Origin of the sequence: Neobacillus sp. B4I6, assembly GCF_050434045.1 — a bacterium.
In the GTDB taxonomy this organism is placed as follows: domain Bacteria; phylum Bacillota; class Bacilli; order Bacillales; family Cytobacillaceae; genus Neobacillus.
Genome location: NZ_JBNPWB010000002.1, coordinates 2,526,735 through 2,550,209, shown reverse-complemented (window position 1 = coordinate 2,550,209; position 23,475 = coordinate 2,526,735). Strand labels below are relative to the sequence as shown.

At 37.3% G+C, this 23,475-nt stretch carries 26 protein-coding genes, 4 tRNA genes, 4 other RNA genes, 3 pseudogenes and 1 riboswitch; of the genes and pseudogenes, 33 read left to right on the top strand and 4 right to left on the bottom strand.

Annotation, left to right across the window (positions count from 1 at the left end; genetic code table 11):
* Positions 1-18: 18 nt before the first annotated feature.
* From QF028_RS14650 to ffs (QF028_RS14555), 20 genes and pseudogenes are all read left to right on the top strand, one after another.
* Positions 19-384 carry a DUF2294 domain-containing protein gene (locus QF028_RS14650; RefSeq protein WP_215017825.1) on the top strand — a complete coding sequence of 122 codons (366 nt, stop codon included), beginning with the start codon at positions 19-21 and terminating at the stop codon, positions 382-384.
* A 96-nt stretch (positions 385-480) separates the two neighbouring features.
* Positions 481-975 (top strand): carbonic anhydrase, encoded by a 495-nt coding sequence (locus tag QF028_RS14645; RefSeq protein WP_429466451.1) that lies wholly within the window; start codon positions 481-483, stop codon positions 973-975.
* Between the two features lie 514 nt (positions 976-1,489).
* The gene (locus QF028_RS14640; RefSeq protein WP_429466449.1) at positions 1,490-1,954 is read left to right on the top strand and encodes a CBO0543 family protein; all 465 of its coding nucleotides are present in this window, start codon (positions 1,490-1,492) and stop codon (positions 1,952-1,954) included.
* Positions 1,955-2,160: 206 nt separating this feature from the next.
* Positions 2,161-2,292: an FbpB family small basic protein gene (locus QF028_RS14635; RefSeq protein ID WP_251033777.1), complete on the top strand. Its 132-nt coding sequence runs from the start codon at positions 2,161-2,163 to the stop codon at positions 2,290-2,292.
* 22 nt (positions 2,293-2,314) lie between these two features.
* Positions 2,315-2,494, top strand: a pseudogene (locus tag QF028_RS14630) (aldehyde dehydrogenase family protein); the annotation flags it as partial.
* 127 nt (positions 2,495-2,621) lie between these two features.
* Positions 2,622-2,730: riboswitch (TPP riboswitch) on the top strand.
* 86 nt (positions 2,731-2,816) lie between these two features.
* The gene (gene tenI / locus QF028_RS14625) at positions 2,817-3,488 is read left to right on the top strand and encodes a thiazole tautomerase TenI (protein WP_429472346.1); all 672 of its coding nucleotides are present in this window, start codon (positions 2,817-2,819) and stop codon (positions 3,486-3,488) included.
* Entirely contained in the window at positions 3,463-4,602 is a 1,140-nt protein-coding gene (thiO, locus tag QF028_RS14620) for a glycine oxidase ThiO (protein ID WP_429466447.1), read from the top strand. Before tenI ends, thiO begins: the two co-directional genes overlap by 26 nt.
* A 10-nt stretch (positions 4,603-4,612) precedes the next feature.
* Positions 4,613-4,816 (top strand): sulfur carrier protein ThiS, encoded by a 204-nt coding sequence (gene thiS / locus QF028_RS14615; protein WP_168243388.1) that lies wholly within the window; start codon positions 4,613-4,615, stop codon positions 4,814-4,816.
* Position 4,817: 1 nt separating this feature from the next.
* The gene (locus tag QF028_RS14610; protein ID WP_215007014.1) at positions 4,818-5,585 is read left to right on the top strand and encodes a thiazole synthase; all 768 of its coding nucleotides are present in this window, start codon (positions 4,818-4,820) and stop codon (positions 5,583-5,585) included.
* A complete protein-coding gene (locus tag QF028_RS14605; RefSeq protein WP_429466444.1) occupies positions 5,582-6,598 on the top strand; it encodes a thiazole biosynthesis adenylyltransferase ThiF in 1,017 nt (338 codons plus the stop codon). The genes QF028_RS14610 and QF028_RS14605 overlap by 4 nt, the downstream gene beginning before the upstream one ends.
* Positions 6,599-6,683: 85 nt before the next feature.
* On the top strand, positions 6,684-7,526 hold the full coding sequence (locus QF028_RS14600) for an aldo/keto reductase (protein ID WP_429472344.1): 843 nt from the start codon (positions 6,684-6,686) through the stop codon (positions 7,524-7,526).
* A gap of 202 nt (positions 7,527-7,728) precedes the next feature.
* Positions 7,729-7,819 (top strand) — tRNA-Ser (locus tag QF028_RS14595).
* A gap of 9 nt (positions 7,820-7,828) precedes the next feature.
* Positions 7,829-8,191, top strand: a transfer-messenger RNA (tmRNA) gene (ssrA, locus tag QF028_RS14590).
* Between the two features lie 67 nt (positions 8,192-8,258).
* A tRNA-Asn gene (locus QF028_RS14585) sits at positions 8,259-8,330 on the top strand.
* Positions 8,330-8,415, top strand: an RNA gene (gene ffs, locus QF028_RS14580) — signal recognition particle sRNA small type. Before QF028_RS14585 ends, ffs (QF028_RS14580) begins: the two co-directional genes overlap by 1 nt.
* Positions 8,416-8,778: 363 nt before the next feature.
* Positions 8,779-9,387: a DedA family protein gene (locus QF028_RS14575; protein WP_429466442.1), complete on the top strand. Its 609-nt coding sequence runs from the start codon at positions 8,779-8,781 to the stop codon at positions 9,385-9,387.
* Between the two features lie 306 nt (positions 9,388-9,693).
* Positions 9,694-9,781 (top strand) — tRNA-Ser (locus tag QF028_RS14570).
* A gap of 9 nt (positions 9,782-9,790) precedes the next feature.
* Positions 9,791-10,153, top strand: a transfer-messenger RNA (tmRNA) gene (gene ssrA / locus QF028_RS14565).
* Between the two features lie 42 nt (positions 10,154-10,195).
* Positions 10,196-10,267 (top strand) — tRNA-Asn (locus tag QF028_RS14560).
* Positions 10,267-10,352: signal recognition particle sRNA small type (gene ffs, locus QF028_RS14555), an RNA gene on the top strand. Before QF028_RS14560 ends, ffs (QF028_RS14555) begins: the two co-directional genes overlap by 1 nt.
* Positions 10,353-10,475: 123 nt before the next feature.
* Here the strand turns inward: ffs (QF028_RS14555) and QF028_RS14550 are convergent.
* Positions 10,476-10,547, bottom strand: a complete 72-nt coding sequence (locus tag QF028_RS14550; RefSeq protein WP_429472343.1) for a DUF5808 domain-containing protein — start codon at positions 10,545-10,547, stop codon at positions 10,476-10,478.
* A 150-nt stretch (positions 10,548-10,697) separates the two neighbouring features.
* Here QF028_RS14550 and QF028_RS14545 point away from each other — a divergent pair, with 150 nt between their 5' ends.
* From QF028_RS14545 to QF028_RS14535, 3 genes are all read left to right on the top strand, one after another.
* Complete coding sequence (locus tag QF028_RS14545; protein ID WP_429466440.1) at positions 10,698-11,462, top strand: sulfite exporter TauE/SafE family protein; 765 nt, start codon at positions 10,698-10,700, stop codon at positions 11,460-11,462.
* 401 nt (positions 11,463-11,863) lie between these two features.
* Positions 11,864-12,676, top strand: coding sequence for a protein phosphatase 2C domain-containing protein (locus tag QF028_RS14540; protein WP_429466438.1), 813 nt, complete (start codon positions 11,864-11,866; stop codon positions 12,674-12,676).
* A gap of 15 nt (positions 12,677-12,691) precedes the next feature.
* Positions 12,692-13,189 carry a peptidoglycan recognition protein family protein gene (locus tag QF028_RS14535; RefSeq protein WP_429466436.1) on the top strand — a complete coding sequence of 166 codons (498 nt, stop codon included), beginning with the start codon at positions 12,692-12,694 and terminating at the stop codon, positions 13,187-13,189.
* A 210-nt stretch (positions 13,190-13,399) separates the two neighbouring features.
* On the opposite strand, the gene QF028_RS14530 is transcribed toward QF028_RS14535, so the two are convergent.
* Complete coding sequence (locus QF028_RS14530; protein WP_429466434.1) at positions 13,400-14,776, bottom strand: cation:proton antiporter; 1,377 nt, start codon at positions 14,774-14,776, stop codon at positions 13,400-13,402.
* A 456-nt stretch (positions 14,777-15,232) separates the two neighbouring features.
* Here QF028_RS14530 and QF028_RS14525 point away from each other — a divergent pair, with 456 nt between their 5' ends.
* The 4 genes from QF028_RS14525 to QF028_RS14510 all read left to right on the top strand — a co-directional run bounded on the left by QF028_RS14525 (position 15,233) and on the right by QF028_RS14510 (position 16,820).
* Entirely contained in the window at positions 15,233-15,571 is a 339-nt protein-coding gene (locus QF028_RS14525) for a PepSY domain-containing protein (RefSeq protein WP_215006994.1), read from the top strand.
* A gap of 48 nt (positions 15,572-15,619) precedes the next feature.
* Entirely contained in the window at positions 15,620-16,000 is a 381-nt protein-coding gene (locus QF028_RS14520; protein ID WP_429466432.1) for a DUF2680 domain-containing protein, read from the top strand.
* Positions 16,001-16,083: 83 nt separating this feature from the next.
* The gene (locus QF028_RS14515; protein WP_429466430.1) at positions 16,084-16,458 is read left to right on the top strand and encodes a fluoride efflux transporter FluC; all 375 of its coding nucleotides are present in this window, start codon (positions 16,084-16,086) and stop codon (positions 16,456-16,458) included.
* 5 nt (positions 16,459-16,463) lie between these two features.
* Positions 16,464-16,820, top strand: coding sequence for a fluoride efflux transporter FluC (locus QF028_RS14510; RefSeq protein ID WP_410882831.1), 357 nt, complete (start codon positions 16,464-16,466; stop codon positions 16,818-16,820).
* A 32-nt stretch (positions 16,821-16,852) separates the two neighbouring features.
* On the opposite strand, the gene QF028_RS14505 is transcribed toward QF028_RS14510, so the two are convergent.
* A complete protein-coding gene (locus QF028_RS14505) occupies positions 16,853-17,257 on the bottom strand; it encodes a hypothetical protein (RefSeq protein WP_215006982.1) in 405 nt (134 codons plus the stop codon).
* Between the two features lie 131 nt (positions 17,258-17,388).
* Positions 17,389-17,496, bottom strand: a pseudogene (locus QF028_RS14500) (IS3 family transposase); the annotation flags it as partial.
* Between the two features lie 508 nt (positions 17,497-18,004).
* Between QF028_RS14500 and QF028_RS14495 the strand changes: the two are divergent.
* From QF028_RS14495 to QF028_RS14470, 6 genes and pseudogenes are all read left to right on the top strand, one after another.
* On the top strand, positions 18,005-18,589 hold the full coding sequence (locus QF028_RS14495) for a nucleotidyltransferase family protein (protein ID WP_429466427.1): 585 nt from the start codon (positions 18,005-18,007) through the stop codon (positions 18,587-18,589).
* Positions 18,590-18,856: 267 nt separating this feature from the next.
* A complete protein-coding gene (locus tag QF028_RS14490; RefSeq protein ID WP_429466425.1) occupies positions 18,857-19,339 on the top strand; it encodes a DUF2975 domain-containing protein in 483 nt (160 codons plus the stop codon).
* Between the two features lie 115 nt (positions 19,340-19,454).
* On the top strand, positions 19,455-19,934 hold the full coding sequence (locus QF028_RS14485; protein WP_429466423.1) for a DUF2975 domain-containing protein: 480 nt from the start codon (positions 19,455-19,457) through the stop codon (positions 19,932-19,934).
* Between the two features lie 10 nt (positions 19,935-19,944).
* Positions 19,945-20,160, top strand: a complete 216-nt coding sequence (locus tag QF028_RS14480) for a helix-turn-helix domain-containing protein (protein WP_098933620.1) — start codon at positions 19,945-19,947, stop codon at positions 20,158-20,160.
* 239 nt (positions 20,161-20,399) lie between these two features.
* On the top strand, positions 20,400-23,000 hold the full coding sequence (ppsA, locus tag QF028_RS14475) for a phosphoenolpyruvate synthase (RefSeq protein WP_429466421.1): 2,601 nt from the start codon (positions 20,400-20,402) through the stop codon (positions 22,998-23,000).
* Between the two features lie 237 nt (positions 23,001-23,237).
* Positions 23,238-23,366 (top strand): annotated as a pseudogene (locus QF028_RS14470) (YnfA family protein); the annotation flags it as partial.
* Positions 23,367-23,475: the final 109 nt, after the last annotated feature.

The window sequence follows — 23,475 nt, the reverse complement described above, 5'->3', positions numbered from 1 at the left end:
AAAGGAAAAGGAATCGGTATGGAAAAAACAAAAGGAACACTTGAAGCTGAAATAAGCAAAGCTTTAACACATTGGGAGAAAAATTATCTTGGACGAGGCTCCGTATCTGTTAAATCGGATATCTTACGGGATATGGTGATTGTAATACTCCGCGGTATACTAACTGCTGCTGAATATACAGTATGTCTGGATAAAGAAGGATTGTTATCAGTAAAAGAACATCGCAACAGTTTAGTGGAATCCGGTCTGGATGATTTAAAAGAAATTATCTTAACGATAACAGGGGAAGAAGTAGTAAGTTTTCACACCGATATTAGTACACAAACTGGAGAACGAGTAATGGTCTTTAAACTTTCCAGTGACCTGCAAAGCAAATTATGTTAAAAACAAAAGGATATGTTCGGACTCGCATTTTTCATATAAGAAAGAGTCAGGAAACTTATTTGGAACAAAATTCAAAACATTTATGGGGTGAATTTGATGTCTAGAGATGAAAAGAAAAAAGTACTATTTGTGATTGGAATGGAGCAGAAATTAGAACGATTCATTAAAGAGGAAACCAATGTCAATCCGGAAAACATGATCATCTTACAAACATATCAGCCAGTCGTTTCACACCCCTTCGACGATTTAATGAGGGACATCATTATTGCTGTGTATCAGGATAATGTTGAGGAAATCGTTTTGGTCTCCACAAATGATTATCAAAAGAATACTGGGGATATACTGAACAAAATATATAAAAACAAAGAATTACAGGACAAGATTCAAACATTAGATTATCTTTATAAAAATTGCATGCCGGAATTTCCTGAGGGTACGGTAAGTGTATGGCTACAGGGAGGCAAAACTTTAACGGATAGCGTACAAAAAACTGTCAACATCATACGCAATCATCCGCTGCTGCCGTCACAAGTTAAGGTCAAAGAATTATATATTGATCAGGGGAATGAAAAGCTATCAGAAATTGTCTAAGAAACTATTGCTTATGTATATAATGAAATAAAAGTCTTAATTCCTCCAATTATAGGGATTAAGACTTTTTGTTTTGTATTTTAATTATTGTTACAGTAATTAAACTATTATTGAATTTATTTTGATAGCCAGCTGCTCATACTAACTCATGTGCCTTTTTCACGAATACAGCGGTCTGAATGTATCGACCATAACAGCAAGTTCCTGTGTTTCTTTTTTCCTATACTTGCTTCAATTTTTCCTGGATGTGTAGACCGCTTGGATTGGACAAACAATGATGGATTTACTATAAGTACCAATAAAAGTTTTTTGGATATTGAAGTAATACATAATTTCCTTAGTAACGATTCTTATTGGGTAAAGGGAATTGCTAAAGAATTAGTAGAAGCATCAATCGGGCGCTTTTCCGGAAAGCGTTTTTTTTAATGGGTTTTATGCAATTGATAAAATCTTTTATCTTTACTTTGGTTATACTCATTGATAAGCAAAGTAAAGATAGGGGACTATTTTATCTATGGAAAGAATAATATTGTGGTCACTGCTCATAATCGGGATAACCCTATTGTTTTCTAGTTTAAGAAAACCACCAATCAAAAATTGGATTTTAATTTTTTCAGTGGCCTCTTGTTTTTCAACGTTTTTTGGTGTTCTTGTTGTAGAAGAGAAAATGCTCGAATATCCAGTGAGATTTTTAAGTAACTATTTTAGTTCCAGCCTTCTTTATGAAAATCTTCTATTTCCAGTTGTTTGTATTTACTTTTATCAAACGACTTATCATTCAAGATATCTCAACATTGTTCTACAATGTATTTTGTACACCACTGTTTTAACGATAATTGAGTTTTTTTTTGAAAGATATACCGAATTAATTAAATACCATACATGGACATGGATATACACATTTATAAGCACCTTTCTTCTAATGATGTTCATCCGTTTCCTTATGCAATTGATAAACAGGAATGAAAGATATATTTAAGGAATCTTCATTGCAAGGTTTACCATTTCTTTATCTATCTATCTATTGCTTTTCTTTTAATAACTACGAGCCATTTTTGCTCTTTCGCATTTTTCAAAAATAATATTCTAATTAATTTTTCTATTATTTTTAACTAACAGAATTGTTTTATTATTCAGATATGTTATAATAGACCGATCTAAAAAAGAAAAGAAAAGAGTGTTATAATGCGTAAGCATAAAAAATCATTTGAAGAGTTAATAAAAGAGAATAAGCAAGAATTACTTAAAGATAAACAAGCAATCGAAAAAATTGAAAAGCGTATAGAAAAACGCCATGAGGTTAAAAAGCTAGCTTAATATAGCTAGTTTTTTTATGGCAAGCGAAGCTGTTCGAAAAATTACTTTTACCGGTTCCAATAGAGGTAGGTAAGGTACTTGTGAAACAATCTGCAGATACACTTAAGCGTGTTTCAATGGAGCTGGGAGGTCATGCACCATTTATATATTTGATGATGCCGACATTGATTTGGCAGTTGAAGGGGCGATAAAAAGTAAATTTACTTCAGCAATCTAACAGACAAGTATGCACGTTCAATTTTGAAAAAGAAAAACATTTGACATTTCTGCCTGAAGTGTTAACATTATCCATGCAGGGAAATCATTACATGACAATTAAATAAATGACGCAATTCCGCTAGAGGTGCCTTTTTAAAGGGCTGAGATTGAAGTACTACTTCGGGACTCTATGAACCTGATCTGGGTAATACCAGCGTAGGGAAGTGGAAAACGGGATATTTGAAGAACGTATGTTTCTATTTCGAATTTTCGACCACTTTCTTACCTAAAGAAAGTGGTTTTTTGTTTTTCACTTTAGGCCTTCGATCGACGGAATTGGCTTAAAAGGGGGAACGGGTATTTCAACTAGTGTAAAAGATAAAGAGTTACATATTATCTCCAATGGGAGAATGCCAATCGAACAGTTATGTGAAATTGTAAGCGAAATTCATCCATATATAACCGCGATTCATTTGCGGGAAAAACAAAAAACAGCCAAGGAACTTTTCCAAGCCGTCCAACAGTTAACAAATGAAAACATCCCACTATCAAAGATTATCATTAATGACCGAGTCGATGTTGCCTGCGTTACAAGGGCTAGAGGAGTTCAATTAGCCTTCCATAGTTTAGATGCAGGGCTTGTTAAAGAAAATTTTCCTCAGCTTTTGCTCGGGAACTCCATCCACTCCTACGAGGAAGGACAACATGCAAAAGAGAATGGTGCTGATTACGTGCTATTTGGCCATGTCTTTCCTTCGCAATCAAAACCGGGGAAGACCCCAAAAGGACTAGAGGAATTAGCAAAGCTCACCCAATTAGACATCCCGGTAATAGCCATCGGAGGGATTACAACTGAAAATACGGGGCAGGTACTTCAAGCAGGGTCAAAAGGGATCGCAGTCATGTCAGGAGTTTTAGATGCTCACGATCCATTAGCAGCAGTTAAGGCTTACCTAAATGAATTAAATGGAGATGAACAAAGTGGAAAATTCATTTGATGTGGCCATTATCGGAGGAGGAATTATCGGGTCCTCGATTGCCTATCAGCTCGCAAAAAGGGGAAGAAAAGTTGTCATAATTGAGAAGGAACGAGTCGCTTGCCAAGCTTCCAGTGCGGCTGCCGGAATGTTAGCAGCACAAGCAGAGCTGGAACAAGACGGTCCTTTATTCCAGCTAGCTTTAAAAAGTCAAGCGATGTTTTCAACGCTCGCAAGTGAGTTGTTTGAATATACGGGAATTGATATTGAGTATGTGAATAAAGGAATGGTGAAAATTGCCGAAACCGAAGAAATAGCGATTGAAGTAAAAAAACAAGTCATCTTCCAAAAAAAATGGGATCCAACAATAACCTGGCTCGATCCACAGGAACTACGTGAACTGGAACCATCTCTTTCACCACGTGTAGCTGGAGGGATGTATCTCCCTCATGATGGGCATGTACAACCAGCAAAGTTAACACAAGCTTATGCAAAAGCCTCGGAACATTTTAGTGCCAAAATATGGGAAGAGACGGAGGTTCTGTCTTTTGTCTATGAAAACGGTCAAGTTAAAGGGGTAAACACCAGCAAGGGCGTCATCCATTGTGAACAGGTGGTTGTTGCCACTGGAGCTTGGGCGGCGAAATTAATGCAAGAATCAGGAATCGATATTCCTGTGTATCCGGTTAAAGGAGAATGCTTTTCGATTAGAACAGAAAAGCCGATCATCAACGCGACCATTTTCTCCGACAAACGTTGTTATTTAGTACCCAAACGAAATGGGGAAATTTATATAGGTGCGACTGTGATTGAAAATACCTTTGATACCAAGGTAACTCCTGAAGGGATTGCTACATTGATAGAAAGAGCGACTCAATTAGTTCCACAGATTAAGGAGGCAGCATGGGAGCGAGTATGGGCTGGAGTCAGACCGCAGACAGGCGATGGAATCCCTTATATGGGCGAACATCCAAGCTGGCGTGGGTTGTTCGTGGCAGCAGGCCATTTTCGAAATGGAATTTTATTAAGCCCGATTACAGGGGAACTAGTTGCGGACCTAGTGTCAGGTAGCTTACTAGATCAGGAACTACTCTCTGCTTTTCACCTAGAACGGCACAAAGAAACGGTTAGTTAGGAGGTATACCATGAAGGTAGTAGTTAATGGCGAGTGGATCCAATTACCCGACCATATCGTATCTGTTTCAGATGTTCTCAAACATCATGACATCCAAGATAAGGTCGTTGTTGTGGAAGTGAACGGTGAAATATTAACCAGGTTAGAGCACCAAAGTACGAGAATATCAGATAAAGATCGAATCGAAATAGTCCATTTTGTAGGAGGCGGTTGACATGTTAAAAATAGGTTCATTATCCTTTCAATCTCGTTTGTTACTAGGTACCGGAAAGTATCCAAGCTTTGAAATCCAAAAGGCAGCAGTGGAAGTGTCGAAAGCAGAAATCCTCACGTTTGCGGTGAGACGAATGAATATTTTTGAACCAAGCCAGCCGAATTTTTTAGAACAGCTCGACACTCAAAAATATAAGCTTCTGCCTAATACTGCTGGAGCAAAAACAGCCGCAGAGGCGGTCCGGATCGCAAAACTAGCGAAAGCTTCAGGACTATGCGATATGATTAAAGTGGAAGTGATTGGCTGTGATCACACCTTGCTTCCTGACCCGATTGAAACCCTTAAAGCAACGGAAGAATTAGTGAAGGAAGGATTTATTGTCCTCCCCTATACATCCGATGACGTGGTTTTAGCTCGAAAGCTCCAAGAAGTGGGCTGTCATGCGGTCATGCCTGGGGCCTCGCCCATTGGATCCGGTCAAGGGATCATCAATCCTGTTAATCTAGGCTTTATTATCGAGCAAGCGGTCGTACCTGTGATTGTGGATGCTGGTATTGGCTCCCCAGCTGATGCAGCATTGGCGATGGAATTAGGTGCTGATGGGGTGTTATTAAATACGGCTGTTTCAGCAGCAAACGATCCGGTCAAAATGGCTCGAGCCATGAGTCTAGCGATCGAAGCGGGACGATTAGGCTTTGAAGCCGGCCGAATCGAGAAAAAGAGATATGCGACAGCCAGCAGTCCCAAGGAAGGAATGAGTATCGGGTGAATCGCTACTCACGACAAGAACTATTTTCACCGATTGGGAAAGACGGACAGCAGCTAATTTCCATGAAACATGTACTTATCATCGGAATGGGAGCACTCGGTTCAGGAAGTGCCGAAGCCCTTGTCCGTGCTGGAGTAGGGAAACTAACCATTGTGGATCGGGATTATGTCGAATGGTCGAATTTACAGCGACAGCAGCTCTATGCTGAAGAAGATGCCAAAAACCGAATTCCCAAAGTCATCGCAGCCAAAAACCGCTTAACAGCGATTAACTCTTCGGTGCTGATTGAGGCAATCATTGGTGATGCCTCCGTCACCGAGCTTCTTGACTGGGCTCAAAATGTGGATCTGATGATTGATGCAACCGATAATTTCGAAACAAGAATGATCATGAATGATGTAGCACAAAAGGTGGGCATCCCTTGGATTTACGGGGCATGCGTGGGAAGCTACGGCATATCCTACACGATTATTCCAGAAAAAACACCTTGCCTTGCTTGCTTACTTGAAACCGTTCCGCTAGGCGGATTAACCTGTGACACAGCTGGAATTATAAGTCCAGCTGTGAACATGGTCGTTGCGTATCAAATAAGTGAAGCCTTGAAAATTTTGGTTGGCGATCTGGATTCTCTTCGGAGCAAACTCGTGTCTTTTGACTTGTGGAAAAATCAACATAGTACGATCAAGGTAGATAAATTGAAAAAAGAAGATTGTCCAACCTGTGGGAAAGAACGTTCCTTCCCCTATTTAGCTTTTGAAAATCAAACCAAGACAGCTGTCCTCTGTGGAAGAGATTCTGTTCAGATACGTCCTGCGCTTACCGCCTTGCGTGACTTAGTAGCGTTAGAAAAATTATTGGCAAATCAAGGGGGAACAGTACAGAGAAATCCGTATCTATTATCATATACAGTGGATCCGCTCCGATTAGTCATTTTTAAAGACGGAAGGGTGTTAGTCCACGGAACCAAGGATATTTCCGAAGCAAAGGCACTATACCATCGATACTTAGGGTAATGACAACCACTTGCGATGAAGTCTTTCCATGAAATGTTACCAAAATTATGCTAAACTTGATAATTATGGAATGGAGTGATTAATGATGGATAAATCAATTCCAGAAATTACACTTAATGATGGGCTTACTTTGCCAGTAATCGGTTTGGGTACATATAAGCTAAGAGGGAATGATGGTGTTCATTCGATCTTAAGTGCAATTGATATGGGATATAGACTAATAGATTCTGCTTATAATTATGAAAATGAAGGCACGGTTGGGGAGGCTGTTAGACGCAGTTCTGTTCCAAGAGTAAAATTAAAGATTACATCGAAACTTCCCGGTCGCTATCAAACCTATGGCAGGGCGGTTGCGACCATTCAAGAATCGTTATTTCGAGCAAATCTAGATTATTATGATTTATATCTCATTCATTGGCCAAATCCTAAACAGGACATATACTTGGAAGCTTGGGAAGCATTAATTGATGCTAAAAAATGGGGGCTTATTCGTTCGATCGGTGTCTGTAATTTCTTACCTGAACATATAGAGCGTTTAGAAAAAGAAACAGGTGTGAAACCTAGCATTAACCAAATCGAATTACACCCATTATTCAATCAAGCACCACAAAGAAAATGGCATGAAGAAAATAACATTACAACGGAATCCTGGAGCCCAATAGCTCGAGCAAATGAAGTTTTACAAAATGATACCCTTCAACAGATTGCCGATCATCATAACAAGTCTATTTCACAAATTATTTTACGTTGGCATTATCAACTTGGGGCCATTGCCATTCCTAAATCATCATCTCCTGCAAGGCAGCTTGAAAATATATCTATTTTTGATTTCTCCTTAGATGAAATAGAAATGAGTATCATTTCAGGATTAACTCGCCCTGATGGCAGAATAAACAACCAAGATCCTGCAGAATACGAAGAATTTTAAACCGTATGAACTTGCGGCCTCATCCAATCATAAGAGAGGCCTTATTTTTTTAATACAAATATTCTAATATATGTTAACCAAAAGTTCTAATGATATAACTAGGACTTTTGAACTACCAAAATTTACAGCTATCATCCATTTAGCAGACATGATATATTTCTCTTGTAAGTTCTTAACGGAACTGACGGTAAGCTTTTATTACAGAGAAGTACTCAAGTGGCTGAAGAGGCGCCCCTGCTAAGGGTGTAGGTCGGGTAACCGGCGCGAGGGTTCAAATCCCTTCTTCTCTGCCATTATATAATGGGGATGTCTTGGTATCGACAGGGATAGTTTGAGCTTATATGGCGAGTCGAGGGAATCGTCCTCGTAAAAACGATAAAGCCTTATAACTGGCAAACAAAACAACAACTTCGCTTTCGCTGCCTAATAACAGACGATAGCGGTTCCTCCCTCCATCGTCCATGTGGTAGGGTAAGGGACTTATGATAAGTGGACTACGCCGAATTCCATCGTCTGAGGATGAAGGAAGAGACTAACCAGACTAGCTGCTTCAATGCCTGTCAGTAGGCTAACGAAGTAAGTGAAATCAATTCTACTGACTACACTCGTAGAAGTATAAGTGCCAATATCTTTGCACACGGGTTCAACTCCCGTCATTTCCACTAAGCAACAAAAAACATTTTGAATTAGATTTATCACCCGATGATCATATAACTAGGAAGTTAGAAATTTTCGGCAGTAGCTCAGTGGTAGAGCTATCGGCTGTTAACCGATCGGTCGTAGGTTCGAGTCCTACCTGCGGAGTCATAGTCCAACAAGGACATTAGGAAACGGGTCAGGGCGGGAACGCAGCAGCCATAACTAGTGAAATTGTGTGGGCTATTACATAGGACGATACAAAAACGCTAAAATATATCCTAAAAGTCACATCCAATTTTTATATATTGTTAAAAAATTTGTATATTGGTTTAAAAAGGGACTAGTATAACTAACAGGTGCGATGCTTTAATATAAAGCATCGTCTATTTTTGATTTAATTAACGAAACAGATTTTAAAGAATTGTACTTAAAGTAACGAGTACAAGAGTTGAAGACCAGCCGCCATTTGTTGGCTTTTTTAATAAAGCGGCAGTTTAAGTTGAGCAAACTGTTAGAGTGGAAAGAAAGTACCTTCTTTTTTATTTATTAAAATACTTCTGATAATAAAAAAATACAAGTGATTTTTAGAATTATCTTAAGGTGGAATGAGAAAATGCAGAATCATATTGCGTACCTTCTAGAACATTATGGGTACTTCGGAATAACCTTCGCCTTAATCGGTGGTATTGTTGGACTTCCTATACCCGATGAGGTTCTTCTTACATATATTGGTTACAATGTGTTTCAGGGAAAATTATCATACATAATGTCAATAGTAAGTGCCTTTGTAGGAGCCATGGGGGGGATTTCGCTTAGTTACCTCATCGGTTACAAATTTGGATTGCCTTTATTAGAAAAGTTTGGACCAAAAATTCACATTACTGAGCAAAAAATTAATAGAACAAAGAAATTATTCAGGAAATTCGGACCTTATCTTTTATTACTTGGTTATTTTATTCCTGGGGTTCGTCATCTTACAGCATATATAGCTGCTGTCAATCTCTTCCCCTTTAGAAAATTTGCGGTTTACGCTTTTACGGGTGCATTAATATGGAGTATTACTTTTATCACACTAGGAAGAATATTAGGGGAAAATTGGACTAGTGTGGAACTATATATATCGACATATAGTATTTATTTAATTACGAGCTTATTGGTCCTTTCAATATTGATTTATTTTTTATGGAAGAGAAGAAATTTATTAAAAAGGGATATTTCATAAAAGTGGCTTCCTTTAAAAACTAAAACTAAATAAGGAGTTATTTCTTATGGCGAGGTTAATTGTCAAACTCATTGTTTGTCCACTAACGATAATTAATTTCTTCTGTAATTTTTACAAAACTGTTAATTGTAATGCTTTTTTTCAACCTTAAACGGAATGTTTTACACTAATTGCAAGTGATTGAAGTAGAAAAAACACTGATATAGGACTTTTGAACTACCAAAATTTACAGCTATCATCCAATTAGCAGACATGATATATTTCTCTTGTAAGTTCTTAACGGAACTGACGGTAAGCTTTTATTACAGAGAAGTACTCAAGTGGCTGAAGTGGCGCCCCTGCTAAGGGTGGTCGGGTAACCGGCGCGAGGGTTCAAATCCCTTCTTCTCTGCCATTATATTATGGGGATGTCTTGGTATCGACAGGGATAGTTTGAGCTTATATGGCGAGTCGAGGGAATCGTCCTCGTAAAAACGATAAAGCCTTATAACTGGCAAACAAAACAACAACTTCGCTTTCGCTGCCTAATAACAGACGATAGCGGTTCCTCCCTCCATCGTCCATGTGATAGGGTAAGGGACTCATGATAAGTGGACTACGCCGAATTCCACCGTCTGAGGATGAAGGAAGAGACTAACCAGACTAGCTGCTTCAACGCCTGTCAGTAGGCTAAAGAAGTAAGTGAAATCAATTCTACTGACTACACTCGTAGAAGTATAAGTGCCAATATCTTTGCACACGGGTTCAACTCCCGTCATTTCCACTAAAAGTTGGTTGGGGGGTCAAGTCCTCTAGCCGTCACCATTTTTCCGCAGTAGCTCAGTGGTAGAGCTATCGGCTGTTAACCGATCGGTCGTAGGTTCGAGTCCTACCTGCGGAGTCATAGTCCAACAAGGACGCTAGGAAACGGGTCAGGGCGGGAACGCAGCAGCCATAACTAGTGAAATTGTGTGGGCTATTACATAGGACAAAACAAAATCGCTAAAAGATACCCTAAAACTCACCTCCAATAAACGGATGTGACTTTTTTTATTTCTAAGAAATTTATCCCTATAAATATCGAAACATGATGATTGTTATTAATGGTACTAAAACGATGATCTAACCGATAGAGTTCCAAAATTAAGGGTACAGCCGACGCCGAATCTCTTTTCAACAATGATGGAGGGATCATTTTTTGAAATAAATATGCTTTTGAAATAACCGGGTAGAAAACTCTCAGAATCTAATAAATATTTTGTTATTTACAAGATTCATATAAATGTATATAATCCCTATATAAATACTTGGAATTGTTGGGGCGTGAGCATATGAGTATGGGGATTACATTGATGGGTTTACTTGTAGGTTTTTTGGTAGGGTTAACTGGTGTAGGAGGAGCAGCGCTGCTAACCCCTGTATTAATTCTAATAGGGGTAAATCCTTCAATTGCTGTAGGTACAGACCTTGTATATAACTCAATTACGAAATTCTTCGGACTTTTTCAACATTGGAGACAAAAAACAGTCAATTTACAGATGGTTAAGTTATTAGCGATAGGAAGTATTCCTAGTGCGGTGGTAGCGATTGGTTCCCTTCATTATTTTGAAGCTTATTACCATAATCAAGAACAGATTATTAGGCATTCCCTCGGATACATCCTGATAGTTGTTTCACTGGCTATCATTATCAGAACCTTTGTGGAGAAAAAATTAAGACCGAATCGTTGGCAATTAAAACCTTTGAAAGAAAAGAAAATGCTAACCATTTTAATTGGCTGCCTTTTTGGGTTTATTGTCGGATTAACTTCTTTAGGCTCAGGTTCATTATTCGCTGTGGCAATGATTTATCTGTATCAAATGAAGACATCAGAGATGGTGGGCACTGATATTACTCATGCGTTTCTTTTGGTAACCGTTGCAGGATTGCTACATATTGGTTATGGAAATGTTAACTATATGCTAGTTGGTAATTTACTCATTGGCTCCATTCCAGGAGTATTGATCGGAAGTAGCATTTCTGCTAAGGTCCCAACAAGACCCTTACGAACGGTTGTTGCTGTATTGATCTTTGTAAGTGGACTAAAGCTAATCTAGGATTTGCATGGATAAACCTAAAATGAAATTTTAAGAGAAAGTCAGCATATATATAAAGTGTACCCGATGTAAGGGGAATTCTAAAAAAGGTTATGCCACATGGAGAAGATGATTTCTGTATTCAACGAGAGCACTGAAAAAGTCCAATATTTATAAAAGGCAGTTGAAAGTTCAATTGAATCGAACTTTCAACTGCCTTTTTATTTTATAATTAATAATATTAATTGTATGTAGGTGATTTCCAAAATGATTTCAAACAAAGTGTGTTAGTGAAGGGTGCAGCACCTTATTTAAAGAAACAGAAAATTAGTAACAATAAATTTTCTCATTAAATCATATAATGTCTTTATTTAATTAATCGATTTTCTGTTAATTTTGAAAAAAAAGAAGGTGGACAACCAATGAAAGTTGAGTCTTTTTTATGTGCTGCCCCTCATAAAAGTGTAAGTGAAGATTCAATCGTATTAAATGAAAAGATAAATGTCTATGGGGTTTTTGATGGGGCAACTCCATTAATGCCATTCAAAGATGAAAACGGACGGAACGGTGCATATTTAGCATCAAATATATTTAAAGATTATTTCTTTAGACTCTACCGAAGTAACCTTTCATTAGTTGAAGGAGTCATGGCTGCTAATAGAATGTTGAGAGCACGCATGGAAAAATACAAGGTGAATCAGGAAAAATATGAAAATCTTTGGTCAACATGTGCTGCAATTATAAAGATTGAAAAAGACGGAAAGATTTCTTATGCTCAGCTTGGTGATTGTATGATCATTGCTGAGTATCAAAACGGAACCATAAATGCCTTAACAAGGGATACTGTAAAAGATATAAGTTATAGAGCGAAGGCATGGCGTGAAGAACAAAGAAAGCAAGGAATTAAAATTCCAGATGAGGAGTATTATCAGGATCGTACTCAATTGCTTATCTTTAATCGTTCATTAGCTAATAAGGAATATGGTTACTCTGTAGCTAATGGAAAAAAAGAAGTTTTCAATTTTATTCAGCATGGTCAAGTAAATATCAGTGAAATCAAAACATTATTAATGATAACAGATGGCCTTTTTCATCCAAACTATTCAATTGAAGAAACATTTAAACAGATACATACAATCGGTTTACAAGTATATTCTTGTGTCTTAGAACAATATGAGAAAAGGAATAATCTTCGTTCAGATGATAAGACGGGGATCATGATTAAGCTTATGTGATGAGGAGAAGTCTACATGAAAGTAGAACCGGGAATGATTAAAGATATTAATTTATCGTTTAAAGAACCGCTTATTGCTTTAAAAGATGTCATGTACATCATTGTACACCATACAGAAGAAATAGGTTGGGATATTAAAAAGACGCATCGGTTTCATCAGGATCATCGTCGATGGAATGGAATAGGATACAATTTTTTTATTGAGGAAAATGGTGAAATTATTAAAGGAAGAGGATACCATGTTGGAGCACACGCATATTCATATAATGAAAAATCAATAGGTATTTGTATAGCTGGTAATTTTGATATTCATACTCCATCAATAGAGCAGCTAAAATCATTGAGTAAACTATGCATTTTCCTTTTACATCAATTTAATTTATCAACTACTCACATTCTGGGACATCGTGAATTAAAAGGGGTCACAAAAAGTTGTCCAGGTAAAAACTTTAATATGGGCCAATTCAGAGAATCTATTAAGATGCAGTGGCCAAATTATAAAGATAAAGAGTGAAGTTCAAACAAGACACATTATAAAGTTTATGCGGGTACCTTAAAAGAGAACAGATAATTCACATAAAAATGGCTTTGAGTTTTCTCTAAGCCATTTTTTTAAATATTTATAAAAGTTCTTCATGTTCCAATTCAATAATTTCATAAAAATGGATTGGGTCCTATAAATCAAAAGGGTAATGCTGGATGTTTATTTAAGATTTTAATCTCGTTATGAAAGGGTATTGCTTAAACGTTTCTTTCGGGTTTCATGGTCAATTTGAATCTGTTTTTGTAAATCGATTATATCATTATTGTTATAGGATTTTTCTGGAAGCAGCCCTTCATCCCCCGGCATAAATATCCAGCCTTTATTTAAGACAAAACGAAGCCATGAACCTGCCATCCACGATGTTATTAGGGATAGCATTACAAGAATCCCAAAGAAATCCTGGTTAATAATTCCTTCTGAAAAAGCAACGGTTGACAAAACAATTCCCGGGCCGCCTCTAGCGTTCATTGCCATCGCAAAGTTCATACTTGTTAAAAAATTTTGACGAATAATCTTACAGGCAAAAAACACAATAATGGATTGAGTGAGAGTGGCAAATATCAAATATTTGAGAAAAAAAAGTGTTTGGAAATTTTTTGCAAGATTTAAATTTAAACCAACGACAGCAAAGTATACAGGAATAAACCAAGAAAATGAAATGTGTACAACCGACTGTTTCAAACGCTCAAATAACGTTGAAGGTAAAGTTAATTTTGCTCCAATTCCAGCTAACAGAGCCCCAAAAATGGTTTCTACATTTAGATAACCTGCAATGGCGGAAACGACGAACACGATAAATAAGACATACCCAATATGTGAAGCTCTAAATAAGAAATTCCCTTTTCGAATCGTTAATTTCTTAAATAAAAGATAGAGAGCAAAAATGGTAACGATAACAAACGCTGTCGTAGTGCCGAGACTTTTAAAAACTGCACTAACTGTAACAGGCCCGCCATGCTCGGCAACCGCAGTAGCTATTCCAAGAGCTCCCCAAAGGAAAGTATCATGGACTCCTGCAATTGCTACTACCAGTTTTGCAAACCTTGAATGCATAATTCCTAAGTCATGAAAAATCTTTGAAATGACCGGAATTGAGGTTACTGAAACTGAAATCCCGATGACGATTTTGATTGCAAAATTACTATTAGCCGGACCAAGGAATTGTTTGAAATCAAGTAAATAAGTAGCAAGCCACCCAAGGGCAAACGGGAGAATAGTAGATGCAAGCACAATCACCGTTACGATTTTCCCGTCCCCTCTTTTTAATTTTGTATGCATATTTAACCCCGAACAGAACATGAGTAAAGTTAGACCGATTTGGTACATAAGTCCAAACATTCGATCTTCCTGTGGAAAACCAGCAAACAGCCAAGTAAAGGCATGGGGAAAAAAGTACCCAAGTATTGTTGGCCCTAAAACAAGTCCTGCTGAGACTTCGCCGATGACCCTTGGCACCATTAACCTCTCAGCCAAATAGCCCAGTAAATGTGCCAAACCTAACAAAACAGACATTGCTAACAAAAAATGACTAAGATCGATAGAACTAAAGTTAAACATTGGCCCCCTCCTTTTTTCAGCTTTGTTCAATATACTATGTCCCTTCCCATAAATAGCTCGGGCTAATAACATGGACAAAGGAAATATTCTAAGGGAAAAACCATATGCAAAACGCTTACATTATTTACAAGCATTTCTAACTGCGTTTGTAGTAAACGTTAAAAGGATGATAGAGTTACAAGAAGCCCCCTTTCCCAGTAGGGAAAGGAACATTTGATGAGACTCAAAACAAAAACAGCCCCTAAATTATTTTTTTTCATAATTTAGGGGCTGTTTTATTTAACTTTACTTTGGATTTCTACCCTTTTTGCAATAGCCTCATATGGGGAGTCTTTTTTATTAATAACTAGAAATTGATAAGGCTTCCAAACGCCTAAAAAAAGTAAGAAATCACTAATTACTATGAATAATTTTGGTTTGAATCCACATACTAAAAAAAAATGAGGAGTGAAAATAATGAAAAAATTAGTAGCACTATTTTTAACATTTAATTTCCTGTTTGGAATTAACCTGCTATCTGTCAACGCCCAAGGAGTAAAGCCGCTTGAGGGTATAAGTATGGAAAAAGCAAAACAAATTGCACTGAAAAAGGTAAACGGGAAGATTGTAAGCGCACATGTTGAAAAAGACGACGGAATGGTAAAATATGAAATTATCATTCAAGCTAAAAATGGAAGGTATGAAGTGGAAATTGATAAAGCTACCGGTAAAGTGTTAGAGGTAGAGAAGGAAGGCTCAGGAAGACATAGCGGGGATGACGACGACAATGACGACCATGAAGATCATGATGACTGATTAAGTTTCTATTAAATTAAAAAATTTACGTTAAAGAGGTTCACTAAAATGGCAAAAGTATTCGTGATTTCCTGTATCCTTTTTTGCAGTTTCGTGTTCATATCAGCTGCCACCCAAGCTAAGGGGGCAGTCCATAAACCAACAGAAAATGAAATGTATGATCCAGAGATGAATTGTACAAAAAAAGTGAAGCTGACCCCGGAACAGCAAAAAAAACTTGATCAAATTTATATCAAAATTCATCATGATTATAGTGATTTAATTAAAGTATACTCTGAGGCAGGGGGATTGACGCCAGCGCAAGAAAAGCTAAGACATGTCATGTTGAATAACTATGTGAAAACCTTTTACAAAAGAAATTATCGGTGGTGCTCCGAGCATGAATCGGATGAATGGGAAGAAGAATGGTATAATAATGATAACGATTAAGACCGAATAGGGAAAGAATCAGGGTAGCCCTGATTCTTTTTTATGTTGTCCTGCATAAAATAATTCATAAAGGTGGGATGACCATGTATTTATCCGTAGGTATAGGGGGAATCATCGGTGCTTTACTAAGATTTTCCATCTCCCAGTGGTTTTTAAGTTTGGATTCTTTTCTATTTATTGGGACTATATTTGTAAATTTAACCGGGTGTTTTTTGTTAGGGTACCTTCAGGGGATTTCAAGAGTGTATGAATTACCAGGATGGTTTGTCGTCGGAATGGGTACAGGATTAATTGGAGCTTATACGACTTTTTCCACTTTTAGCATAGAGGTAGTTCATTATTTAAATCAAGGACTTATCATTATTGCATTTACTTATATAATGGTCAGTTCGGTTGGCGGGTATTTCTTAGCATACATCGGATTCTTTCTTTCTACCTACAAAAAAAGGGAAGTGTGAGGGGAATGGTTGTTCAAATTTGGCTTGTGGGCTTAGGCGGCTTTTTCGGTGCAATCGTTAGGCACTTTGTAAACCAGTATTTCTCAAGGTTTCTGCTATTTCCATTGGGAACCTTTATGGTAAACACAACAGGTTCATTTTTAATTGGGCTTCTTATGGGAAGTGATTGGATTACAGACTCCATTCGTGTTTTTTTAAGTGCAGGCTTTTTGGGGGCATACACAACATTTTCTACATTTAATTTTGAACTTTTTATGCTAAAAAGGAATCATAGAGACTTTCAGTTTTTTCTTTATTTGGCTAGCAGCTATTTTCTTGGCATTCTATTGGCTATCCTAGGATATTCGATTGCAAACACATAATATCCGGGATTGACACTCGGCTATTTCCATTTTTACTTAACTTGAAACTGTCCAAATGACATATTAAATCCGTTTAATACCTCTATTTGGTAGTTTTCACCATTTGGGATGTTTTTCATGAATATTTGAAAACCTTTTGAATCTTTATAATCGCCGTGGATATAGCCCTGTCCAAATACCTTTCTTTTCCCCCACCAATTCATGGTTACGAGCGAATAACAAATGGGACTTTTCTTGTCAACAACCTCCTGGAATCCATTAATGGAGATGTATTGATTGGCAACCGTAAAGGGTCGGCTATAAAAGCAGCAACAGTCAACACCCAATCCCCACTGAATCCATTCCTTTCTTTTTTCCTTTATCATTTTTCTAAAATAGAAGCACTTAAAAAGGAAAAATACAGTACAAGCCCCAGTTAATAGTATAAAAATACTCATTTAACACTCCTCACTTCCTTCTTTACTATCTTATTGAGGGTTGTCTATAATTGTAAGGGCGAATGTACATGCTTATCCTTTGGCTATTTACAGTCTTTTTTAAAAGGGATATCTGGATTGTCAACACCAAACTAGACAACTTTTTTAAGGTGTGTAAGTTTGTATTCAATCGGGCTTAAATAGTCTAGCGTACCGTGAATACGAAGAAGATTTAACCAATGTATATAATCATGTAACTCACGGGTCTATTATATATATTAATCAGGCAAAAATTTGCTACAACTCCTGTACTCTCCCCCTTCTAATTTCCATTGTAATAGCAAACTATTTAACTGTATTTCTTCTATTAAAATACCCTACTTTAGCTTACAAACCAATAATGACCAGCTTCATGCCGATAACATTAGTTAAATCTTGCATCTTTATGAGATCTATAAAATCCGTTCATGTATCTATATTGTTCAATGAGGCATAAGTTTCTATCTTCAACTAAATTGCTCCTTTAGTACCATGTAACCAAAGTAGGTAGTTCAAAAGTACACTCCTTTTGTCTAACTTTGCGACTTCTATGAAGTAGATGGCCACTAGAACCTTTCCCGTGACCATTTTCGTGAAAAAGCAAGTGAGGCTTAATCGTCTATTAAAGAATCATATATAATAAGTATTATCAAAGAAAATGTAATTGAAAGGTGGGGTTACAAGACTAATAGAAGATTTAGATAAAACGATAGATAGAGGGGGACATAAATGGAAGCGATCGTCTTAGCTGCTGGATATTCCAGCCGAGCAAATACATTTAAAATGACATTGCCTATGGGGAAAATGTCCATCTTGGAGCATACCTTATCTAAATATGAAGGATTATGCAGCAGGGTCATCGTCGTAGCTGGGTTTCAAGCGGAACTCATCCAAGAGGAAATGGCAAAAATCAGCAGTAAAAATGCCTATTCATTTCAGATCAAGCTTGTTTATAATGAAAACTTTAACCAGGGAATGTTTACTTCCATTCAAAAGGGCTGCAGCGAAGTAAATACCCCAACCTTCTTTATAACACCCGGAGATTGTCCGCATGTTAAAAAAGAGACCGTTCAGCTAATAGCAGAACACAAAGGGAACGTCGTTATTCCCAGCTTTAACTATAAAGGCGGTCACCCTATCAAATTATCAAGCGAAGTGAAACAGAAAATTTTAGAAACCAATTCAGAAAGTAATTTGCGTGCGGTCCTGGGCGGTTACGAAAAAAAATACATGAATGTAGATGATCCGGGAGTATTAATGGATGTAGATACACTGGAGGATTTCCAAAAAGCCATTGATTATTATAAAGGATGATATATTTCGATACAAAATCTAGATTTGATACCTTTAAATGAATTAAAATTATTTTTTTTATATTGAACAAACGGTTAGTTGAACAATTTATAAATTTTATGGTTTAAGTTTCTAGAGCATATCTTTGTAAAAGGAATGCTTTTTATCTTTGTCTAAAATTAACAATTGTTTCACAACAAAAATATTATTAAAATTAATAAAAAATTATTGAAAAACGATAAATAATGTATTAAAATCCAATTGACAATAAATTAGAGAGGTGCTTTTATGAAAAGAGGAACAACATTATTTTTAAAGATAGCTGATATTCTTATTGGAATTCCGGTTCTTGCTTTGTGCAACTTTTTGGTGCCTGAGCTAGGGGATGTTGCAGCAAAATTGCTTCCAGAATTTGCTTATATAAAATATCTCGTTTCCATCGTTTTTTATGCATCGGCGATCCCTTTTTACTTTGCTTTATATCAGGCTTTCAAACTATTACGTTATATTGACAAAAATAAAGCCTTCTCGCAAATTTCTGTAAAAGCTTTAAAGAAAATCAAACACTGTGCCATCACAATCAGTATCTTGCATGTACTAGTCTTGCCGCTCTTCTATCTCTTTGCGGAGAAAGACGACGCCCCAGGAGTCATCTTTGTCGGATTGGTTGTACCTTTTGCTTCCATGGTGATTGCAGTTTTTGCTGCTGTTCTCCAAAAGCTTTTAAAAGAAGCGATTGATATAAAATCAGACAATGATTTAACGGTCTGAGGTGGATAACTAGCAATTATAATCAGGATCAAAGTGGTGCTGACTAAAAGAAAAATAAAGGTAATTGATTTGAAAACGTAAGGAACGCATGGACATTATTAGAGAGGTGTTTTCTATGAACCGAGGGGCAACTTTTTTCCTAAAGGGAGTTATTCTTCTTATTGGAATTGTGGTACTTGCATTGTGTATATTTTGGGTGCCTGAGATAGCCAGTAGAGATGCAGAAGCGCATCCAGAGACTGCTTACTTGCAATATCCCTTTTTACTATCAGCTTATTTATTATCTATTCCATTTTTCATCGGGCTGTATAAAGCATTTAAACTATTAATTTACATTAATAAGAACAAGGCTTTCTCTGAATTATCTGTTAGAGCTTTAAAGGTTATCAAGTGCTGTGCCATCACAATCAGTGCCTTGATTGTTGCAGGAATCATATTTGTTGCTATATATATGGAAGGTGACAGAGCAGGTGTCATAGCAATGGGATTATATTCGACCTTTGCTTTAAGCCTAATCGCAACCTTTGCTGGTGTCCTCCAAAGGCTTGTACATGAAGTCGTAGAAATAAAATCTGAAAATGATTTAATAGTGTGAGGTGGATAACTTGGCAATTATAATCAATATTGATGTGATGCTGGCTAAAAGGAAAATGAGCGTAACTGAACTTTCGGAGAGGGTTGGGATTACAATGGCGAACCTTTCCATTCTGAAAAACGGGAAAGCAAAAGCGATTCGTTTTTCAACATTAGAAGCGATATGTAAGGCTTTGGATTGTCAACCTGGAGATATTTTAGAGTACAAAAGCGATGAAGAGACTTAAAATACTTGGAAAATACGGATTGATTTTGAAATGTTTGCCGGTATGGATATTTTTTTAAGAAAGCCCCTCTAATTAACTCTGAGTGGCTCTTATGGTAAGATCTAGATATTTTTTTGAAAATTGAACTCTTCCTAATTTAATTATAGCATATAAAAAATGGTCAATATAGACTGTTTATTCTCATTTACTACTGCTAAAATGCAATAGAACTTTAATGAGATTTGTTGGAGGGATGTAGAATGGGTTCATTGGTTCTCGGTTTTCAGGAAATGGAAAAAACACAGCTTTTGCTCGTCGGCGGAAAAGGGGTAAATTTAGGGGAATTATCAAAAATTCAAGGAATACAAGTACCAGAAGGATTTTGCGTTACAACAGTGGGATATCAAAAAGCCATCGAACATAACGAAACGTTTCAAGCATTGTTAGATCAACTAACAATGCTAAATGTAGAGGATCGAGATCAAATTGGTGAAATCAGCAGGAAGATTCGACAACTCATTATAGAAGTGGAAATTCCTTCCAATGTTGCGTGCGCAGTTGCTCACTATCTCTCCCAGTTTGGGGATGAACATGCATATGCCGTGCGTTCTAGTGCGAATGCTGAAGATTTACCACATGCCTCTTTTGCTGGTCAACAAGACACCTATTTAAATATCATCGGAAAAGAAGCCATCTTGCAGCATATCAGCAAATGCTGGGCTTCCCTATTTACGGATCGTGCGGTAATCTACCGTATGCAAAACGGATTTGACCACAGCCAAGTGTATTTATCCGTTATCATTCAACGGATGGTTTTCCCACAGGCATCAGGGATTTTATTTACCGCTGATCCGATTACCTCTAACCGAAAGCTGCTATCAATCGAAGCCAGTTTTGGGCTAGGAGAAGCACTGGTCTCTGGCTTGGTATCTGCCGATTGTTATAAAGTACAGGAAGATAAAATCGTCGATAAGAGGATAGCAACCAAAAAATTGGCTATTTATGGACGAAAAGAAGGCGGAACAGAGACCCAGCAGATCGATCCCGATCAGCAACAGGCTCAAACTCTTACCGACCAACAAATTTTACAACTGGCACGCATCGGAAAACAGATCGAAGCTCATTTTGGCTTCCCGCAAGATATCGAGTGGTGTTTGGTTGATGATACTTTTTATATTGTCCAGAGCCGTCCAATCACGACGCTTTTCCCCATCCCTGAAGCGAATGATCAAGAAAATCACGTCTATGTATCTGTTGGTCATCAACAAATGATGACCGCGCCCTTAAAACCATTGGGATTGTCTTTTCACCTGTTAATAACTCCTGCACCTATGCGTAAAGCTGGTGGAAGGTTGTTTGTGGATGTCACACCTATGCTGGCTTCACCTGACAGCAGAAACATGTTATTAAATACCATGGGACAACACGATCCGCTCATGAAAGACGCACTTACGACTGTTGTAGAGCGAGGAGATTTTATAAAATCGTTACCAAATGATCAAAAAGCACCGAGTCCCAACAGAAACAATACAGATATGCCGGAAGAAATCGAAAACAATCCGACCATTGTTCATGAGTTGATTAAGCGCATTCAAACGTCGATAGAAGAGTTAAAACAAAACATTAAAACGAAATCAGGATCGGATCTATTTGATTTTATTTTGGAAGATATCAAAGAGTTAAAGAAGATTTTATTTGACCCACAAAGTACAGCTGTTTTTATGACTGCTATGAATGCTTCATCATGGATCAATGAAAAAATGAACAAGTGGTTAGGTGAAAAAAACGCAGCAGACACGCTTTCTCAATCTGTATCAAACAATATTACTTCAGAAATGGGTCTGGCACTATTGGATGTTGCAGATGTGATTCGTCCATATCCAGAAGTAATTAATTATTTACAACAGGTAAAAGATGATAACTTTTTGGATGAACTGGTTAAGTTTGATGGTGGACAGGAAACCCAAGACGCTATCTATGCTTATCTCAACAAATACGGAATGAGATGTGCCGGAGAAATCGATATGACTAAAACTCGTTGGAGTGAAAAACCAACTACACTTGTCCCCATGATTCTGGGTAACATCAAAGAATTTGAGCCTAATTCCGGCAATCGGAAATTTGAGCAAGGGCGACAGCAAGCTTTGAAAAAAGAACAAGAGTTATTAGATCGATTGAAGCAATTACCGGATGGTAAACAAAAAGCCAAAGAAACAAAACGAATGATCGACCTAATCCGGAATTTCATCGGTTATCGTGAATATCCTAAATACGGCATGGTTAATCGCTACTTCGTTTATAAACAGGCTTTACTGAAAGAAGCCGAACAACTCGTACAGACATGCGTTATTCATGAAAAAGAAGATATATATTATCTCACGTTTGAAGAACTTCACGAAGTCGTACGTACAAACAAACTGGATGACCAGATCATCAGCAAACGAAAAGACGAGTACAAATTATATGAAAAACTAACTCCCCCGCGTGTGATCACGTCTGATGGTGAAATCATTGCAGGTAAGTACAAACGAGAAAATCTCCCAGCCGAAGCGATTGTAGGTCTGCCTGTTTCTTCCGGAGTGATAGAGGGACGAGCACGTGTCATCTTAAACATGGAAGATGCTGATTTAGAAGATGGTGATATATTAGTCACCTCCTTTACTGATCCTGGCTGGACACCTTTATTTGTATCCATAAAAGGTCTAGTTACCGAAGTTGGTGGATTGATGACCCATGGAGCAGTTATCGCACGTGAATATGGATTACCAGCAGTTGTCGGGGTAGAAAATGCTACCAAACTAATAAGAGACGGGCAACGAATTCGCGTGCATGGAACAGAAGGGTATATCGAAATATTGTAATTGCTGAATACCTTACAGTATGACGGATGATATATAGAACTTCTTATCTTTTGTTATAGAATAATCATTTTTATGTTTTAAGGTTTTTTGTTCAACTAATGGGTGCGATCCTTCAACATGAAGGTCGCTTTTTTCTTTTTCCACAGAATATATTGTGAAATGTTGTACTTAATGTAACGAAGCAGGATAATTGAATAAGAGTACGTTTTACTTTGAATATTGATTTATGGTTAGGAAGTGTTTATAGTGCTATCTGTTTTATGGGGATGGGGCATAGATAAAAAAACACCTGATTTTTATGATTGGGTGGGTGCAGGAATATGTTTAATTGGTGCTTCGGTAATCTTGTTCGCACCACTTCAATAAATTTCTTATTAAAGTAACAGTGAAAGAGTTGAAGATTAGCTGCCATAATGGTGGCTTAAAAAGTCATTATGTCTTTAATTAAAATAAACATTAACGTCAAGCAACATAG

Excerpts from the sequence above, each read along its gene's own strand:
- QF028_RS14535 (WP_429466436.1), top strand. The coding sequence starts at position 12,692 with ATGAAAGTAGAACCGGGAATGATTAAAGATATTAATTTATCGTTTAAA.
- QF028_RS14490 (WP_429466425.1), top strand. The coding sequence starts at position 18,857 with ATGAAAAGAGGAACAACATTATTTTTAAAGATAGCTGATATTCTTATT.
- QF028_RS14530 (WP_429466434.1), bottom strand. The coding sequence starts at position 14,776 with ATGTTTAACTTTAGTTCTATCGATCTTAGTCATTTTTTGTTAGCAATG.
- thiS (WP_168243388.1), top strand. The coding sequence starts at position 4,613 with ATGAAGGTAGTAGTTAATGGCGAGTGGATCCAATTACCCGACCATATC.
- QF028_RS14505 (WP_215006982.1), bottom strand. The coding sequence starts at position 17,257 with ATGAGTATTTTTATACTATTAACTGGGGCTTGTACTGTATTTTTCCTT.
- thiO (WP_429466447.1), top strand. The coding sequence starts at position 3,463 with ATGAACAAAGTGGAAAATTCATTTGATGTGGCCATTATCGGAGGAGGA.
- ppsA (WP_429466421.1), top strand. The coding sequence starts at position 20,400 with ATGGGTTCATTGGTTCTCGGTTTTCAGGAAATGGAAAAAACACAGCTT.
- QF028_RS14610 (WP_215007014.1), top strand. The coding sequence starts at position 4,818 with ATGTTAAAAATAGGTTCATTATCCTTTCAATCTCGTTTGTTACTAGGT.
- QF028_RS14635 (WP_251033777.1), top strand. The coding sequence starts at position 2,161 with ATGCGTAAGCATAAAAAATCATTTGAAGAGTTAATAAAAGAGAATAAG.
- QF028_RS14540 (WP_429466438.1), top strand. The coding sequence starts at position 11,864 with ATGAAAGTTGAGTCTTTTTTATGTGCTGCCCCTCATAAAAGTGTAAGT.
- QF028_RS14640 (WP_429466449.1), top strand. The coding sequence starts at position 1,490 with ATGGAAAGAATAATATTGTGGTCACTGCTCATAATCGGGATAACCCTA.
- QF028_RS14495 (WP_429466427.1), top strand. The coding sequence starts at position 18,005 with ATGGAAGCGATCGTCTTAGCTGCTGGATATTCCAGCCGAGCAAATACA.
- QF028_RS14545 (WP_429466440.1), top strand. The coding sequence starts at position 10,698 with ATGAGTATGGGGATTACATTGATGGGTTTACTTGTAGGTTTTTTGGTA.
- QF028_RS14510 (WP_410882831.1), top strand. The coding sequence starts at position 16,464 with ATGGTTGTTCAAATTTGGCTTGTGGGCTTAGGCGGCTTTTTCGGTGCA.
- QF028_RS14520 (WP_429466432.1), top strand. The coding sequence starts at position 15,620 with ATGGCAAAAGTATTCGTGATTTCCTGTATCCTTTTTTGCAGTTTCGTG.
- QF028_RS14525 (WP_215006994.1), top strand. The coding sequence starts at position 15,233 with ATGAAAAAATTAGTAGCACTATTTTTAACATTTAATTTCCTGTTTGGA.
- QF028_RS14485 (WP_429466423.1), top strand. The coding sequence starts at position 19,455 with ATGAACCGAGGGGCAACTTTTTTCCTAAAGGGAGTTATTCTTCTTATT.
- QF028_RS14515 (WP_429466430.1), top strand. The coding sequence starts at position 16,084 with ATGTATTTATCCGTAGGTATAGGGGGAATCATCGGTGCTTTACTAAGA.
- QF028_RS14650 (WP_215017825.1), top strand. The coding sequence starts at position 19 with ATGGAAAAAACAAAAGGAACACTTGAAGCTGAAATAAGCAAAGCTTTA.
- QF028_RS14600 (WP_429472344.1), top strand. The coding sequence starts at position 6,684 with ATGGATAAATCAATTCCAGAAATTACACTTAATGATGGGCTTACTTTG.
- QF028_RS14645 (WP_429466451.1), top strand. The coding sequence starts at position 481 with ATGTCTAGAGATGAAAAGAAAAAAGTACTATTTGTGATTGGAATGGAG.
- QF028_RS14575 (WP_429466442.1), top strand. The coding sequence starts at position 8,779 with ATGCAGAATCATATTGCGTACCTTCTAGAACATTATGGGTACTTCGGA.